This window comes from Kitasatospora sp. NPDC004745 (genome assembly GCF_042873275.1).
Classification (GTDB): Bacteria; Actinomycetota; Actinomycetes; order Streptomycetales; family Streptomycetaceae; genus Kitasatospora.
In genome coordinates, this window is record NZ_JBIALK010000001.1 from 17394 (window position 1) to 36231 (window position 18838).

Consider the following 18838-nt stretch of genomic DNA (forward strand, 5'->3'; position numbering starts at 1 on the left):
TGGAGAGCGAACGTGACGATCACCAACGACAGTGCCCTGTCGCCGGCGCAGCAGCGCCTGTGGTTCCTGAACCGCTTCCAGGAGGGCGCCGCCGGCCACACCCACGCGGTGGCGCTCCGCCTGACCGGCGCGCTGCTCCCGGACCGCCTGCGCGCCGCGCTGGACGCCCTGGTGCGCCGGCACCCGCTGCTGGGCACCGTGCACCGCGAGGAGGAGGGCCGCTGCCGCCCCGGTGCGGCCCCCGACGGCGCGCCGTTCGCCGGGCTGCGCGCCGAACCCGTCGACCCCGACCGGGTGGACGAGGCGCTGGCCCGGGCCGCCGCGGAAGGCCTGGACCTCACCCGGGAGGCCCCGCTGCGGGCCCGGCTGCTGGCCGCCGGCCCGCAGGACCACGTGCTGCTGCTGACCGTGCACGAGATCGCCGCCGACGAGCGCTCGCTCGGCCTGATCCTCGACGACCTGGCCCGCGCGTACACCGCCGACCAGGACGCGGCCCCCGCACCCCAGTACGCCGCGGTGGCCGCCGCCGACCGCGCCCGCTACGGCGCCCCCGACCGGCCCACCGACCAGGCCGCCGCCGAACTCGCCCACTGGCGCGCCGTGCTGGACGGCGCCCCGTCGCAGCTGGAGCTGCCCGTCGACCGGCCGCGCCCGGCCGTCACCCGCTACGCCGCCGGCGAGTACCGCACCGCGCTGGACGCCCCGCTGACCGCCGCCCTCACCGGCCTGGCCGCCGACGCCGGCGCCGGTGTCGAGGCCGTGCTGCACGCCGCCGTGACCGTCCTGCTCGGCCGCTTCGGCGCCGGCCCGGACGTCCCCCTGGTCGGCAGCCTGCCCGGCCGGGACGACGCCGAACGCGCCGGAACGGTCGGCCCGTTGGCCAACCCGGTGGTGCTGCGCGCGGCCGCCCGGCCCGGCGCCGGCTTCCGCGAGCTGGTCCGCGCCTGCGCGGCCGCCGCCGACACCGCCCGCCGCAACGGCGGCGTCCCCTTCGAGACCGTGGTCGGCGCGCTGCGCCCGGAGCGGGCGCTCAACCGCCACCCACTGGCCCAGGTGGCCCTCGACCTCACCGAGGACCTGCCCGCCCGCCTGCCGTTCGGCCCGCTCGACGCCCGCGTCGAGCGACTGCCCCGCCGGCACTCCCCGTTCGACCTGCGGCTGGCCTTCCGCACCGCGCCGGACGGCGGGGGGCTGCGGCTGCACGTCACCTTCAGCACCGAGCTGTTCGACCCGGCCACCGCCCGGCGGCTCACCGACGCGCTGGTCCGCCTGCTGGCCGCCGTCGCCGCGCAGCCGGACCGGGACCCGGCCGACCACGACCTGCTGGACCCGGCCGAGCGGCAGGCCCTGCTGCACGAGTGGAACGCCACCGCGCGGCCGGTGCCCGACGCCGACGTCTCCGCGCTGTTCCGGGCCCGGGCCGCCGCCCAGCCCGACCGGACCGCCCTGATCGCCGGCAGCACCGTGCTCAGCTACGCCGAACTCGACGACCGCGCCGAGCGGTTGGCCGGCGAGCTGCGCCGCCACGGCGCCGCCCCGGGCCGGCTGGTCGCCCTCGCCCTGCCGCGCTGCGCCGACCTCGTCGTCGCCCTGCTCGCCGTCGCCCGCACCGGCGCCGCCTACGTGCCGCTCGACCCGGACTACCCGGCCGACCGGATCGGCTACATCCTCGACCACGCCGGGCCCTCCGCCCTGGTCACCGACACCGCGACGGCCGCCCGGCTGCCCGCCACCGCCGCGCACCCGGTGCTGCTGGACGACGCGCAGGTGCGCGCCCGGCTCGCCGCCGGGCCCGCCCCGGCACCGGGCCCCGCCGCCACCGCGGCCGACCCGGCGTACGTCATCTACACCTCCGGATCCACCGGCCGCCCCAAGGGCGTGGTCATCAGCCGCCGCGCGCTCACCAACTTCCTGGTCTCGATGGCCGACCTCTTCCCGCTGGCCGCCGAGGACGTCTGGACCTCCGTCACCACCATCGCCTTCGACATCGCGGCCCTGGAGATCTACCTGCCGCTGGTCGGCGGCGCCACCGTCGTCCTCGCCGACCGCGCGACCGTCACCGACCCGGCCGCGCTGGGCGCCCTGGTCACCCGCACCGGCACCACCGTCCTGCAGGCCACCCCCAGCCTCTGGCAGGCGCTCTGCGACGAGGTGCCGCAGGCGCTGACGGGCCTGCGGATGCTCGTCGGCGGGGAGGCCCTGCCGGCCGCCCTCGCCGAGCGGATGCGCCGCACCGGCCGCGAGGTCACCAACCTGTACGGGCCCACCGAGACCACCATCTGGTCCACCGCCGCCCGCCTCGACGACCGCCCCGGCGCGCCGACCATCGGGCGCCCGATCGGCAACACCCGGGTGCGCGTCCTGGACGAGGGGCTGCGCCTGGTGCCCGTCGGCGTCGCGGGCGAGCTGTACATCGCCGGCGACGGCGTGGGCACCGGCTACCTGCACCGCGAGGACCTCACCCGGGACCGCTTCCTGCCCGACCCGTACGGCGCCGACGGCGAACGGATGTACCGCACCGGCGACATCGTCCGCTGGGCCGCCGACGGCAACCTCGAGTACGTCGGCCGCGCCGACTTCCAGCTGAAGGTGCGCGGCTTCCGGATCGAGCCCGGCGAGATCGACGCCGTCCTGGAACGGCACCCCGCGGTGGCCCGGGCCGTCACGGTGGCCCGCGACTACGGCACCGCCGACACCCGGCTGGTCTCCTACGTGGTGCCGGCCGGCCCCGCCGGGGCCGACCCGGCCGAGCTGCGCGCGCACGCCGCCGCGACCCTGCCCGGCTACATGGTCCCGGCCGTGGTCGTGCCGATCGCCGGCATCCCGCTGACCCCCAACGGCAAGACCGACCGGTCCGCCCTCCCGGACCCGGGCTCCGCCGCGGCCGGCGCCGGGCACGGGCCGCGCAGCGCCCGGGAGGAGCAGCTGTGCGACCTCTTCAGCGAGGTGCTCGGGGTCGGCTCCGTCGGCGTCGACGACAGCTTCTTCGACCTCGGCGGGCACTCCCTGCTCGCCACCCGGCTGATCGGCCGGATCCGCTCGGTGCTGGACGTCGAGGTGCCGATCCGCACCCTGTTCGAGTCGCCCACCGTCGCCGGGCTGGCCGGCCGGCTGGGCGGCGTGCCGGCCCGCCGGGCCGGGCTCGTCCCGGTCGGGCGCGAGCGGCCGCTGCCGCTGTCCTACGGGCAGCAGCGGCTCTGGTTCCTGTACGACTACGAGTCCCAGGGCACCGAGTACAACTCGCCGCTGGGCCTGCGGCTCACCGGGCCGCTCGACGTCGCCGCCCTCGGCCGCGCCGTCGACGCCCTGGTCGAGCGGCACGAGATCCTGCGCACCACCTTCGCCACCGAGGACGGCCGGGGCGTCCAGGTCGTCCACGACCCCGCACCGCGGCCGCTGCGCCGCACCGACCTCGCGCAGGAGGGCGGAGCCGAGGGCCTGGACGCGCTGCTGCGCACCGGGCTGAGCCGCAGCTTCGACCTGCGCGGCGGCCCGCTGCTGCGCCCCTGGCTGATCCGGCTGGGCGACGAGGAGCACCTGCTGGTCCTCGACATGCATCACGTCGTCACCGACGGCTGGTCCAAGGAGGTGATGGCCCGCGAACTCGTCGCGCTGCTCGACCGGGAGACCACCGGCCGGCCCGCCGGGCTCGCCCCGCTGCCGCTGCAGTACGCCGACTACGCCGCGCACCAGCACGCCGAGCACGGCGAGCGGGAGGCCGCCGACCTGGCCTACTGGAAGGGCCGACTGGACGGCGTGGTGCCGCTGGAGCTGCCCACCGACCGCCCCCGGCCGGCCACCCGCAGCACCGTCGGCGCCGTCCACGCCTTCGAGCTCCCCGCCGCCCTGGTCGCCGACCTCACCCGGCTCTGCCGCCGCGAGGGCAGCACCCTGTTCACCGTGCTGACCGCCGGCGTCCAGCTGCTGCTGTCCCGCTACGCCCGCCAGCGCGACGTCGCGGTCGGCACCATCGTCTCCGGCCGCGAGCACAGCGAACTCGAGGACGTGCTCGGCTTCTTCGTCAACACCCTGGTGCTGCGCTCCCGCACCACGCCGGAGACGACCGTCGGCGCCTTCCTGGCCGAGGTCCGGCAGACCGTGCTGGACGCCTTCACCCACCAGCACCTGCCGTACGACCGGCTGATCGACGAGCTCAAGCCCGACCGCGACCCGAGCCGCACCCCGCTGATCCAGGCGGCGCTGATGCTCAAGCGCGCCCAGGACGCCCTGCCCGGCCCCGACGGCCTGCGGGTCGAGGAGGCGGCGCTGCCGCGGATGCACGCGCTGTTCGACATCGGCTTCGAGTTCGAGGAGCGCGACGGCCGGATCGGCGGCCTGGTCGAGTACAGCACGGCGCTGTTCGACCCGGAGACCGTCGAGCGGATCGCCGGCCACCTCACCGCCCTGCTCGCGGGCATGGCGGCCGACCCGGACCGGCTCGTCGACGACGTGCCGATCATGGGGGAGGAGGAGCGCCGGCTCGTCACCACCGGCTGGAACGCCACCGCTACCGACGCCCGCTTCCGCACCGCCACCGTCCACCGGCTGGTGGCCGAGCAGGCCCGGCGCACCCCGGACGCCCCCGCCGTCACCACCGAGGACCGCAGCCTGACCTTCGCCGAACTCGACGCGCTCACCGACGCGCTGGCGCACCGGCTGGTCGATCGCGGCGTCGCACCCGGCACCGTGGTCGGCGTCCGGACACTGCGCGGCGCCGAGATGACGATCGCCCAGCTCGCGGTGCTCAAGGCCGGCGGCGCCTACCTGCCGCTCGACCCGGAACTCCCCGACGACCGCACGCTCTTCGTGCTCGGCGACGCCGGTGTGCCGGTGCTGCTCACCCAGCGCGGCCTGGCCGGGCCCGGGGCGCCGGAGGGAGTCGAGACGCTCTACGTCGAGGACACCGCGGCGGGCACCCCGGCCGGTGGCCCCGACGGGCCGCCCGAGGTGGCCGTCGGCCCGTCCGACCTCGCCTACGTGATCTACACCTCGGGCTCCACCGGCCAGGCCAAGGGCGTGCTGATCGAGCACCGCGGCGTGGTCAACCTCTGCGACTGGTACCGGGAGTTCTTCGACGCCCGGCCGGGCGACCGGGCCACCCAGATGGTGCCGCCCGGCTTCGACCCCACCGTCCTGGAGCAGTGGGGCGCGCTCGCCTGCGGCGTCGAGATCCGCTACCTGCCCGACCGGGTGCTGGAGGACCCGCACCTGACGGCGGACTGGATCGTCGACCAGGGCATCACCCTGATCCTCGTCCCGGCGCCGCGGCTGGAGGCCCTGCTGGACCAGCCCGCGCTGTACCGGGGCCGGGTGCGGCACGTCATCACCGGCGCCGACGTGGTGCGCCGGCGGCTGCCGCGCGGCACCGCGTTCTCGCTGGCCAACCTCTACGGCCCGACCGAGACCACGGTGCTGACCACCGGCACCGTCCTGGAGTGCGAGGAGGACGCCCCGGCCGGGCGGCTGCCCTCGATCGGCCGGCCGATCGCCAACACCACCGGCTACGTGCTCGACGAGCGCCGCGCGCCGGTGCCGGTCGGCGTCCCCGGCGAGCTGTACGTCGGCGGTGCCGGGGTGGCCCGCGGCTACCTGGGCCGCCCCGAGCTGACCGAGGAACGGTTCGTCCCGGACCACCTCGGCGCCGGGCCCGGCGCCCGGCTCTACCGCACCGGCGACCTCGTCCGCTGGCTGCCCGACGGCACCCTGGAGTTCCTCGGCCGGATCGACAACCAGGTCAAGGTGCGCGGCTACCGGATCGAGCTCGGCGAGATCGAGACCGCGCTGCTCGACGACGAGAGCGTCGAGCAGACCGCCGTCGTCGCCCGCACCGGGCCGTCCGGGCAGACCGCACTGACCGGCTACGTGGTGCCCGCGGGCGGCACCGCCGACCCGGAGCGGATCAGGGCCCGGCTCGCCGAGCGGCTGCCCGGCTACATGGTGCCGCCGGTGGTCGTGGTGCTGGACGCGTTCCCGATGACCACCAGCGGGAAGATCGACCGCCGGGCCCTGCCGGAGCCGCAGGAACGGCGCCCGGCCGGCGAGCCGACCGCCCCGCGGGACGAGACCGAGGCGGCCCTGGCCGGGATCTGGGCCGACGTCCTGGGCGTGGCCGCGGTGGGAGCCGAGGACGACATCTTCGACCACGGCGCCAACTCGGTGCTCACCCTGCAGGTGACCGCCCGGATCCGCGAGGTGTTCGGCGTCGGCGTCTCGGCGCGGCACGTGTTCGCCGCCCGCACCGTGGCCGCCCTGGCGGACCGCGTCCGCAAGCAAGTACTCGAAGACGTGCGCCGGACACCGGCGGACCGGACCACGAAGCGCGGCGTCGCGCGGGGGAGCAAGCGATGACAGACCAGCGACACGGCGACGACACCACGGCCGCCGAGCCGGACGCCGACGAGATCCTGCGCCGCCGGCTGGCCACCGCGGCCGGCGGCGACCGGGACGCCGTCCGCCCCGGCGGGGACGGGCCGGCCCCGCTCTCCTTCGGCCAGGAACGGCTCTGGTTCCTGCAGGAGTTCGAGACCGACGCGGTGGAGTACACCACCTCCTTCGGCCTGCGGCTGCGCGGCGGCCTGGACCTGGGCGCGCTGCGCACCGCCCTGACCGCCCTGGTCGAGCGGCACGAGCCGCTGCGCACCGTCTTCACCACCGAGGACGGCGTCGCCCGCCAGGAGGTGCGCCCCGCCTACACCCCGGACACCGAGCCGGTGGACCTCGCCGGGCTCGGCGCCGAGGAGCGCGAGGCCGAGTTCGCCGCGCTGCTGCAACGCGAACTCGCCACGCCCTTCGACCTGTCCCGCGGCCCGCTGCTGCGCTCCACCGTGGTGCGGCACGCCCCGGACGACCACGCGCTCTTCCTCAACCTGCACCACATCGCCGCCGACGGCTGGTCCAAGGGCCTGCTGACCACCGAGCTGGGCGAGCTCTACCGGGCCGCCGTCGAGGGCCGCCCGCACACCCTCGCCCCGCTGCCGGTCAGCTACCGCGACTACTCCCGCTGGCAGCGCGAACGCTGCACCGAGGAGCTCCTCGCCGGCCAGCTGGACCACTGGCGCGAGGAACTGGCCGACCTCCAGCCGCTGGAGCTGCCCACCGACCGGCCCCGGCCCGCGGTGCGCACCACCGTCGGCGCCCTGCACGCCTTCCGGGTGGAGGCGGCGGTGGCCCGCGGCCTGGAGGAGCTCGGCGCCGAACGCGGCACCACGCTGTTCGCCGTGCTCGCCGCGGCCACCCAGGTCCTGCTGGCCCGGCACACCGGGCAGCGCACGGTGGGCCTCGGCACCGTCTCGGTCGGCCGCGACCGCTCCGAACTGGAGCCACTGGTCGGCTTCTTCGTGAACACCCTGGTCCTGCAGGGCCGGATCGACCTGGACGAGCCCTTCGGCGAGCTGCTGGAGCGCACCACCGACCAGCTGTGGGACGCCCTGAGCAACCAGGACGTGCCCTTCCACCGCCTGGTGGACGAGATCCAGCCCGAGCGCGACCCGAGCCGCACCCCGCTGGTGCAGGCCGCCCTGGTGCTGCAGAACGCGCCCGGCGGGCTGCCCGACTTCGGCGGCCCGGAGGTCTCCGAGTTCCGCGCGCCCTCGGTCTCCTCCATCTTCGACCTGACGCTGGAGTTCACCCCGGACGCCGACGGCGGGCTGGGCGGGACGGTGGAGTACAACACCGACCTGTTCGACGCCGCCACCGTCGACGCGCTCTGCACCCGTCTGCTGCTCCTTTTGGCCGGCGTGGCCGCCGACGCCGACCGGCCGGTCGGCGACCTGCCGCTGCTCACCGCCGCCGAACTCGCCCTCGTCACCGGCGAGTGGGCCGAGAACCGGGTGCCCTACCCGGCCGACCGGACGGTCCACTCCCTGGTCACCGAGCAGGCCGCGGCCACCCCCGACGCGATCGCCGCCTCCGACTCGGACGGCGAACTGACGTACCGTCAACTCGATGACCGGTCGGACCGGCTGGCCCGGCTGCTGGTCGAGCGGGGCGCCGGCTCCGGGCAGCACGTCGCGGTCTGCCTGCCCCGCGGGACGGGGCTGGTCGTCGCCCTGCTGGCGGTGCTCAAGGCCGGCTGCACCTACGTGCCGCTGGACCCGGACTACCCGGCCGACCGGCTGGAGTTCATGCTGGCGGACACCGCGGCCGCGCTCTGCGTCACCGACCGCGAGCTGCTCGCCCGACTGCCCGACCTGGCCGTGCCCGCCCTGCTCCCCGCCGAGCACGCCGCCGAACTGGCCGCGCTGCCGGCCGGCCCGCCGCGGACCGAGGCCGGCCCGGAGACCGCCGCCTACGTCATCTACACCTCCGGCTCCACCGGCCGGCCCAAGGGCGTCGTGGTCGAGCACCGCGCCGTCGTCCGGCTGGTCCACGGCGCCGACTACGCCCCGCTGCGGGCCGACGACGTGGTCGCCCAGGTCGCCGACGCCACCTTCGACGCCGCCACCTTCGAGTTCTGGGCGCCGCTCGTGGTCGGCGCGCGGATCGCCGTCATCACCAAGGACGTCCTGCTCGACCCGCCGGCCTTCGCCGCCGCGCTGGCCTCCACCGGCACCACCGCGATGTTCCTCACCGCCGGCGTCTTCAACCAGGTCGTCAGCCTGGAGCCGACCGCCTTCGGCGGCATGCGCCACCTGCTGGTCGGCGGCGAGGCGCTCAACCCGCGCCGGATCGCCGAGCTGCTGGCGGGCGGCCGCCCGCCGCAGCGGCTGGTCAACGCCTACGGGCCGACCGAGACCACCACCTTCGCCGTCACCCACCTGATCCGCGAGACCGACGGCGTGCGGGCCATCCCGATCGGGCGCCCGATCTCCAACACCGCGGTCTACGTCCTCGACGAGCGCCGCCGGCCCGTCCCGCCGGGCACCCCCGGCGAGCTCTGGATCGCCGGCCCGGGCGTGGCCCGCGGCTACCTGGGCCGCCCCGAGCTGACGGAGGAGCGCTTCCTCCCGTCGCCGTTCGCCACCGGGCCCGGCGAGCGGATGTACCGCACCGGGGACGTGGTGCGCTGGGCCGACGGCCTGGTCGAGTACCTCGGCCGCGCCGACACGCAGGTCAAGGTGCGCGGCTACCGGATCGAGCCCGGCGAGGTCGAGGCCGTGCTGGAGCAGCACCCGGGGGTGGCCGCCGCCCTGGTCGTCGCCCTCGCCGACGGCGACCACAAGCGGCTGGTCGGCTACCTGCGGGCAAAGCCCGGCGCCGCGCCGGCACCGCTCGACCTGCGCGCCTTCGCCGAGGAGCGGCTGCCGTCCTACAGCGTGCCGACGGCCTTCGTCACCCTGGACGCCTTCCCGCTCACCGCCAACGGCAAGGTCGACGTCCGGGCCCTGCCCGCGCCGGAGACCACCCTGGAACGGGAGGACTACCGGGCCCCCGAGGACCCGGCCGAGCAGGCGCTCGCCGAGGTCTGGTCGGAGGTCCTCGGCATCGACCGGGTCGGCGCCGACGACAACTTCTTCGAACTCGGCGGCGACTCCATCCTCAGCATCCAGGTGGTCGCCAGGGCCCGCCGGGCCGGCCTCGTCATCACCTCGAAGGACATCTTCTCCCGGCAGTCGCTCGCCGACCTGGCCCGCGCCGCCCGGCCCGTCGAGCAGGCCCCGGCGCCCGGGCCCGAGGCCGAGGACCACGAGCCGGCCCCGCTCGGCCCCGTCCAGGAGTGGTTCTTCGAACACCACACCCGGGGCGCGCACCACTTCAACCAGTCCGTGCTGATCACCCTGGACGGCGCGGTCGACGAGGCGGCGCTGGCCCGCGCGGTGGCCGGCCTGGTCGGCCGGCACGACGCCCTGCGCACCCGCTTCGCCACCGGCCCCGACGGCCGGCGCGTGCAGTTCGTCCCCGCGCTCGAACCCGGCAGCACGCCCTCCGAGGCCCGGATCGAGCGGATCACCCTCGACCAGGCCGCCCCCGAGGAGCGGGACGCCGCCATGCGCGCCCTCGCCGAGGCCGCCCAGGCCTCGCTGGACCCGGTCGAGGGCCCGCTGCTGCGCACCCTGTTCTTCGACCACGGCGCCGGCCGGCCGCCCCGCCTGCTGATCACCGTGCACCACCTCGCGGTGGACGGCGTCTCCTGGCGCATCCTGCTGGACGACCTGGAGGGCGCCTACCGCCAGGCCGTCCGGGGCGGGGCCGTCGACCTCGGCCCGGCCGGCACCTCCTACCGCGGCTGGGCCCGCCGGCTCGCCGCCCTCACCCGGGACGGCGGCCTGGACGCCGAGCTGGACCACTGGGCCCGCCCGGTGCCGGCCGGCTCCGCCGAGCTTCCCACCGACCGGGAGGGCCGCAACACCGTCGGCGAGACCCGTGCCGTCTCCGCCGGCCTGGACGCCGAGCGCACCCGGCAGCTGCTCCAGGACGTGCCGGCCGTCTACCGCACCCAGGTCAACGACGTCCTGCTGACCGCGCTCGGCCGCGCGCTGGCCCGTTTCACCGGCCGGTCCCGCACCCTGATCACCCTGGAGGGCCACGGCCGCGAGGAGATCCTCGACGGCGTCGACGTCTCCCGCACGGTCGGCTGGTTCACCTCGATCTTCCCGGTGCTGCTGGAGTCCCCGGCCGACCGCCCGCTCGGCCGGCTGATCCGCGACACCAAGGAGCTGCTGCGCGCCGTGCCCGCCCGCGGCGCCGGCTACGGCCCGCTGCGCCACCTGCGCGGCGACGAGCCGCGGGCCCGCGCGCTGGCCGCGGCGCCGCAGCCGCAGGTGAGCTTCAACTACCTCGGCCAGTGGAGCGACGCGGCGGCCGGCAGCGAGCTGTTCCGCGCCGTCGAGCCGGACTACGGCCGCGACCACCACCCGGACGAGGAACGGCCGCACCTGCTGGACGTCGTCGGCGAGGTCCGCAACGGCGTGCTGACCTTCGACGTCCACTACGCCCCGCAGCGCCACGACCGGGCCACCGTCCAGCGCTTCGCCGACGACTTCGCGGCGGCCCTGGCCGAACTCGTCGAACACTGCCTCACCCCCGGCGCGGGCGGCGCCACGCCCGGCGACTTCCCGCTGCTCAGCCTCGACCAGGCCACCGTCGACCGGCTGGTGCCGGCCGGCTCCTCGGTCGAGGACGTCCACCCGCTCACCCCGATGCAGAGCGGCATGCTCTTCCACACCCTCAACCAGGACGGCGTCGGCGCCTACTCCGACCACGTCGCCTTCCGGCTGGAGGGCGTGCGCGACGTCGACGCGCTGGCCGCCGCCTGGCAGCACGTCGTCGACCGCACGCCCGCGCTGCGCACCCGGCTGGTCTGGGACGGCGTCCCCGAGCCCGTCCAGGTGGTCGAGCGCACCGCCGAACTGACGGTCCGCCGCCTCGACTGGACCGGCCTGCCCGCCGCCGAGCTGGAGCGCCGGGTCAGGGCCCTGATCGACGAGGAGCGCGCCACCGGGATCGAGCTGTCCCGGGCGCCGCTGATGCGCCTGGCGCTGGCCCGCGAGGACGAGCGGACGGTGCGCGTCGTGTGGACCTTCCACCACGCAGTGCTGGACGGCTGGAGCACCTCGCACCTGTTCGCCGACCTCTTCGCCGCCTACCGGGCGCTCACCGACGGCCGGGGCGCGGCCCCCGCGCTGCCCGAGCGCCGGCCCTTCCGCGACTACGTCGCCTGGCTGGCCCGGCAGGACAAGGACGCGGCCGCCGCGCACTGGAGCGCCCTGCTGGGCGACCTGGACGCGCCGACCCCGCTGCCGTTCGGCCGCACGGTGCCGCAGGGCCACGAGTCGCAGTCCGCCGGTCAGGTCCGGGTCGGCCTGTCGGGCGCGGAGACGGACGCGCTGGTCGCGATGGTCCGGCGCCACCGGCTCACCCTCAACACCGCCGTCCAGGGCGCCTGGGCGATCCTGCTGGCCCGCCACTCGGGGCAGCGCGACGTCTGCTTCGGCACCACCGTGGCCGGCCGCCCGACCGACCTGCCCGGCGCCGACACCATGGTCGGCAACCTGCTGAACACCCTGCCGCTGCGCACCGCCGTCGACCCGGACGCGCCGCTGGTGGAGTGGCTCGCGGCGCTGCAGGCCGACCAGGCGGAGTCCCGCCGCTTCGAGTACTCCTCGATCGCCGAGATCCAGCGCAGCAGCGGCGTCCCGCGCGGCAGCGCGCTCTTCCAGACCCTGGTGGTGTTCGAGAACTACCCGGGCAACGGCGCCGCCGCCGAGCGCCACGGACTGCGGCTCAGCGACGTCCGCGCCGTCGACACCACCAGCTTCACGCTTGACCTCACCGCCTACGACGACGACGGCTCGCTGACCCTGCTGCTCTCCTACGACCCGGCGCTCTACGACCGGGCCCGGGCCGAGGCGCTGGCCGACCAGCTGGCCGTCCTGCTCGGCAGCATGCCGAGCGCCCCCGAGCAGCGGGTCGGCGACGTCCCGATGCTGTCGCTGCGCGCCCGCGACCGGGTGCTGTACGAGTGGAACGACACCGGCACCCCGGGCAGCGACGCCTGCCTGCACGAGCTGTTCGCCGAGCAGGTCCGGCTGACCCCGGACGCCGAGGCGGTGGTCTTCGAGGACACCTCGCTGACCTACGCCCAGCTCGACGCCCGCGCCAACCGGCTGGCCCAGCACCTCGTCGGCCAGGGCATCGGCCCGGAGACCGTGGTCGCGATCTGCCTGGACCGCGGCCCGGACACCGTCGTCGCCGCCCTCGGCGTGCTCAAGGCGGGCGCCGCCTACCTGCCGCTGGACCCCTCCCACCCGGCCGAGCGGCTGCGCCTGGTGCTGGACGACAGCGCCGCCGCCATGCTCGTCACCCAGCAGGACCTCGCCGAGCGGCTCCCGCTCTGCGACGCGACGGTGCTCTGCCTGGACGCCGACCGCGCCGAGATCGACAGCTGGCCCGCCGAGGCGCCCAGCACCGAGGTCACCCCGGACAACCTGGCCTACGTCATCTACACCTCCGGCTCCACCGGCCGGCCCAAGGGCGTCACGGTCGAGCACCGCAGCGTCGCCCGGGCCGCCGCGGCCTGGCGCGAGGCGTACCGGCTCGACCAGGCGCCGGCCCGCCAGCTCAACCTCGCCAGCATGGCCTTCGACGTCTTCGTCTCCGACCTCACCCACGCGCTGACCACCGGCGGCGCCCTGGTGCTCTGCCCGAAGGAGGCCACCACCGACCCGGCCCGCCTGTTCGACCTGATCGAGCGCCACCGCGTCACCCACGTCGAGACCGTCCCGTCGCTGGCCAACGCGCTGGCCGACGAGGCCGCCCGCACCGGCCGGCCCTTCCCGCCGCTGCGCTACCTGGCCGTCGGCTCGGACAACTGGCGCACCGACGACTGCCGCCGGCTGCTGGCCGCCGTCGCCCCCGGCACCGTGGTGCTCAACTCCTACGGCGTCACCGAGGCCACCGTCGAGTCCTCGTACTTCACCGTCACCCCGCAGTCGCTGCCGGACGTGGCGAGCGTGCCGATCGGCCGGCCCGTCCCGGGCACCCGGATGTACGTCCTGGACGCGGACCTCGAACCGCTGCCGGTCGGCGTCGTCGGCGAGCTCTACCTCGGCGGCTTCGGCGTCACCCGCGGCTACCTCAACCGCCCCGACCTCACCGAGGAGCGCTTCAGCGCCGACCCGTTCACCCCGCACCCCGACGGCCGGCTCTACCGCACCGGCGACCAGGCGCGCTTCCTGCCCACCGGGGACGTCGAGTTCCTCGGCCGCGGCGACGACCAGGTCAAGATCCGCGGCTTCCGGGTGGAACTGGCCGAGATCGAGGCCGTGCTGCGCCGCCACCCCGACGTCCTGGACGCCGTCGCGGCGCTGCGCACCGAACCCGGCGCCGTGCTCACCGGCTACGTGGTGGCCGTGCCCGGCACCGACCCGCAGAGCGCCGACCTGCGCCGGTACCTGGAGGGCTCGCTGCCCCGGCACATGGTGCCGCAGGCCTTCGTCCGGCTCGACCGGCTGCCGCTGAACGCCAACGGCAAGGTCGACCGCCGGGCGCTGCCCGCGGCCGCCGCCGACGACCGCCCCGCCACCACCAGGACCGCCCCCCGCACCCCCGCCGAGCAGGCGCTCGCCGGGCTCTGGGCCGAGGTCTTCCGGGTGCCCGAGGTCGGCGTCGACGACAACTTCTTCGACCTCGGCGGCGACTCGATCCTGAGCATCCAGGTCGTCTCCCGGGCACGCCAGCTGGGCCTGCGCCTCAGCTCGCAGGACATCTTCAGCCACCAGACCATCGCCGGGATCGCCGCGGCGATCACCACCCACGAACCCGAGGAGCCGGCCGGCGTGAACACCGAACCCGTCACCGGAAGGGCGCCGCTGACCCCGATCCAGCGGGCCTTCTTCCAGCACCACACCGAGGCCCCGCAGCACAGCACCATGTCCGTGCTGGCCGAGCTGCGGGAGCTCCCCGACGAGGCGCACCTGCGCACCGCGCTGGACGCGCTGCTCACCCACCACGACGCGCTGCGCACCCGGTTCCGCACCGTCTACGGCCGCTGGCAGCAGGAGATCGCCGCCCCCGGCGACGCCTGGCCGCTGGAGCGGCTGGACCTCGCCCTGGAGGCCGACCCGGAGGGCGCGCTGCTGGCCGCCGCCACCGCCGCCCAGGCCGGCTTCGACCTGGCCGAGGGCCCGCTGGTGAAGGCCGTGCTCGCCGACCTCGGCGGCACCGCCGGCGCCCGGCTCTTCCTGACCGCCCACCACCTGGTCGTCGACGCGGTCTCCTGGCAGATCCTGCTGGGCGACCTGGAGACCGCCTACCGGCAGGCCGCCGCGGGGCGCCCGGTCGACCTCGGCCCGCGCGGCACCTCCTTCCCGGACTGGTCCCGGCGGCTGTCCGAGCACACCGCGGTCGGCGGCTTCGACGAGGAGCTCGACCACTGGTTCGCGGCCGGCCGCGCGGCCGCCGCGCCGCTGCCCGCCGACGCCGACGGCACCCCGACCGTGGCCACCGCGGCCGCCGTCCGGGCCGCCCTCGACGCCGGGACCACCGACGCGCTGCTGCGCGAGGTCCCGGCCGTCTACCGCACCCAGGTCAACGACGTGCTGCTGACCGCGCTCGCCCGGGTCCTCGCCGACTGGACCGGCGGCTCCGCCGTCCTCGTCGACCTGGAGGGCCACGGCCGCGAGGAGATCTTCGACGACGTCGACCTGAGCCGCACCACCGGCTGGTTCACCAGCTCCTTCCCGGTCGCCCTGGACACCGACGCCGGCGCCGACTGGGGCGCCCGCCTGCGGTCCGTCAAGGAGCAGCTGCGCAGCCTCCCGCAGCGCGGCATCGGCTACGGCGCGCTGCGCCACCTCAGCCCCGCCGGCGCGCCCGGCGAGCTGCTCGCCGAGGGGGCCCGCGCCCAGGTCGGCTTCAACTACCTCGGCCGGGTCGTCGACGGCCACGACGGCGCCCTGCTGCGGGACGTGCGGCTCGGCTACGGCGACGAGCAGTCGCCCGCGGAGCTGCTGGAGTACCCGCTCGACATCGTCGCGTACGTGCGCGACGGCGAGCTGGGCTTCGAGCTGTTCCACTCCACCGCCACCCACACCACGGAGACCGTCCAGCGGGTCGCCGACCAGCTGGTGGCGGCCCTGCGCGGGATCGTCGCGCACTGCCGGGAGGCCGGTGCCACCGCCTCCGGCGCGACCCCCTCGGACTTCCCGCTCGCCCGGGTCGACCAGCCGCTGCTGGACGAGCTCGGCCGCGCCGGCCGGATCGCCGACCTCTACCCGGCCACGCCGATGCAGCACGGCCTGCTGTTCCACAGCCTCACCGAGGAGGGCGAGGGCGTCTACCTCGGCCAGCTGTCCTTCCTGCTGGAGGGCGGCGTGGACCCGGACGCCTTCGCCGAGGCCTGGCAGCGCCTCGCCGACCGCACCCCGATGCTGCGCACCGCCTTCGCCCGGGTGGACACCGACCAGCCGCTGCAGGTCGTCCGGGAGAAGGTCACCGTGCCCGTCGAGCGGCTGGACTGGCGGGACCTGCCCGCCGCCGAGCGCGAGGAGCGGCTCGCCCGCCACCTCGCCGAAGACCGCACCCGCGGCATCGACCTGGCCGCCGCGCCGCTGATGCGGCTGGCCCTGATCGACGAGCCGGACGGCGCCCTGCGGGTCGTCTGGACCTCGCACCACCTGCTGCTGGACGGCTGGAGCAGCGCCGAGCTGGTCTCCGAGGTGGTCGACGACTACCTGCGGCTGACCGGCCACGACCGGCCCGCCCCGGCCGCCCGCCGCCCGTTCCGCGACTACGTCGCCTGGCTCGGCGAGCAGGACCTCGGCGACGCCGAACGCTACTGGCGCGGGCTGCTGGACGGCTTCACCGCCCCGACCGCGCTGCCGACCGACCGCACCGGCGAGGAGGCGGCCCGCCAGGGCAGCGAGGCGACCAGCGTCTTCCAGCTGGACCGGGCCACCACCGAGCGCCTCGCCGAGGTCGCCCGGCGCCACCGCCTCACCACCAACACGCTCGCCCAGGGCGCCTGGGCCCTGCTGCTCTCGCGCTACTCGGGCGAACGGGAGGTCTGCTTCGGCTCGGCCGTCTCCGGCCGCCCCGCGGACCTGCCCGACGTCGAGTCGATGATCGGCCTGTTCATCAACAACCTGCCGGTGCGGGTGGAGGTCAGGCCCGAGCAGCCCGTCCTCGACTGGCTGGGCGACCTCCAGCGCGGTCAGGTCCAGGCCCGCAGCCACGAGTACGTGTCGCTGGCGCAGATCCGCGGCTGGACCGGACTGCCCGCCGGCGTCGACCTGTTCGACAGCTACGTGGTCGTCGAGAACTACCCCTTCGACGGCGAGATGGGCTCCGACCAGGGCATCGGCATCCGTGACGTGCGCTCGCAGGAGCCCACCAGCTACGCGATGGTGCTGGCGGTCTTCGCGGGCGAGCGGCTCTCCTTCCGGCTCGCCTACGACCCGGGGCTCTTCGACGCGGACACCGCCGACCGGGTCACCGGAGACCTGCGGGCCCTGCTGGAGGACCTCGCGGCCGAGCCCGGGCGCACCCTGGCCGAGCTGCCCGCGCTCGCCCCCGCCCACCGGGAGCTGCTGGTCACCGGGTACAACGCCACCGAGACCGCGCTGACCGACGACGCCCTGGTGCCCGGGCGGTTCGCCCGCCGGGCCGCGCAGACCCCGCAGGCCGTCGCGCTGGTCCACGACGGCGAGCGGCTCACCTTCGCCGAGCTGGACGAGCGGGCCAACCGGCTCGCCCACCACCTCGCCGACCGGGGCGTCGGCCCCGAGGTGCCGGTCGCGGTCTGCCTGCGGCGCGGGACCGGCCTGATCACCGCACTGCTCGCGGTGCTCAAGGCGGGCGGCGTGTACACCCCGCTGGACCCGGCCGCCCCGGCCGAGCGGCTGCGGCTGCTGGTCGAGGACGTCCGCCCCCGGGTGGTGATCGCAGACGAGGCGACCGGCGCCCTGCTGACGCTGCCCGCGGACGTCGACCTGCTCGCCCCGGACCGGGAGCGGGACGCGATCGCCGCCCGGCCGGCCACCGCGCCCGAGGTGGCGCTCGCCCCCGAGCACGCCGCCTACGTCATCCACACCTCCGGCTCCACCGGCCGGCCCAAGGGCGTGCTGATCGAGCACGGCAGCCTGGCGAACCTGTTCGACAGCCACCTGCGGACGGTCTTCGAGCCGCTGCGCGAGGCCTGCGGCGGCCGGCAGGTCCGGGTCGCCCACCTGGCGCCCGCCTCCTTCGACGCCTCGTGGAACCCGGTCCTGTGGATGGTCGCCGGGCACGAGCTGCACCTGGTCGACGACGAGGTCCGGCGCGACGCGCACGCCCTGGTCGCGTACCGCGCCGAGCAGCGGATCGACTTCCTGCAGACCACCCCGTCCTGGTTCCGCCAGCTGGACGACGCCGGACTGCTCGACGACGGCGCCCACCCGCTGCGCGGCGCCGCGCTCGGCGGCGAGGCGATCGGCCAGGCCCAGTGGGACCGGCTGCGGGCCCGCACCGGCCTGCTCGCCTACAACTTCTACGGGCCCACCGAGGCCACCGTGGACGCGCTGGTCTGCCGGATCGCCGACAGCCCCCGGCCGGTCCTCGGCCTGCCGGTCCAGAACGTCCGGGCCTACGTCCTCGACCCCGAGCGCAACCTCGCCCCGGTCGGCGCGCCCGGCGAGCTGTACCTGGCCGGCGACGGCCTGGCCCGCGGCTACCTGGGCCGGCCCGACCTGACCGAACGGGCCTTCCTGGCCGCCCCGTTCGACCCGAAGGAGCGGCTGTACCGCACCGGGGACCGGGTCCGCCGGCTCTCCGACGGCCGGCTGGAGTTCCTCGGCCGGCTCGACGACCAGGTCAAGCTGCGCGGCTACCGGATCGAGCCGGGCGAGATCACCGCGGCCCTGGACGAGCACCCGGGCGTCGCCGAGTCGGTGGTCCTGGTCCGCGGCGAGGCCGAGCACGCCCGCCTGGTCGCCTACCTGCGCCCCGCCGCGGGCGGCCTGCCCGGCGGCGCCGAACTGGCCGGCTACCTCGCGGAGCGGCTCCCCGCCCACCTGGTGCCGGCCGCCTACACCGAGGTGGCGGAGTTCCCGCTCACCCGGCACGGCAAGATCGACCGGGCCGCGCTGCCCGACCCGGAGGAGACGGCCGTCGAGGCCGCCGAGGAGTGGGTGGAGCCGCGCGACGGGACGGAACGGCTGATCGCCGGGATCTGGGCCGAGACCCTGCACGTCGAGCGGGTCGGCGCGCACGACAGCTTCTTCGCCCTCGGCGGGCAGTCCCTGACCAGTGTCCAGGCGATCACCAGGATCAAGCAGACCTTCGGTGTCCGGATCGCGTTCCGCAGCCTCCTCGAGAACCCCACCGTGGCCGCGGTCGCCCGGCTGGTCGAGGACGCGCTGCTGGAGGAACTCGAGCGAGAGGCCGCGCGCCAGTCGGCGCCCGCGGCGGAGTGAGGGACGAC

At 76.1% G+C, this 18838-nt stretch carries 2 protein-coding genes; both read left to right on the plus strand.

The features are described from left to right. The first annotated feature begins 12 nt into the window (after positions 1 to 12). On the plus strand, positions 13 to 6348 hold the full coding sequence (locus tag ACFYUY_RS00085) for an amino acid adenylation domain-containing protein (RefSeq protein ID WP_387896669.1): 6336 nt from the start codon (positions 13 to 15) through the stop codon (positions 6346 to 6348). Continuing rightward, positions 6345 to 18830 carry an amino acid adenylation domain-containing protein gene (locus tag ACFYUY_RS00090; protein WP_387896671.1) on the plus strand — a complete coding sequence of 4162 codons (12486 nt, stop codon included), beginning with the start codon at positions 6345 to 6347 and terminating at the stop codon, positions 18828 to 18830. The genes ACFYUY_RS00085 and ACFYUY_RS00090 overlap by 4 nt, the downstream gene beginning before the upstream one ends. Positions 18831 to 18838 lie beyond the last annotated feature (8 nt).

What these genes read in the sequence shown, in the direction of transcription:
- ACFYUY_RS00090 (WP_387896671.1), top strand. Translation starts at nt 6,345, where the DNA reads ATGACAGACCAGCGACACGGCGACGACACCACGGCCGCCGAGCCGGAC.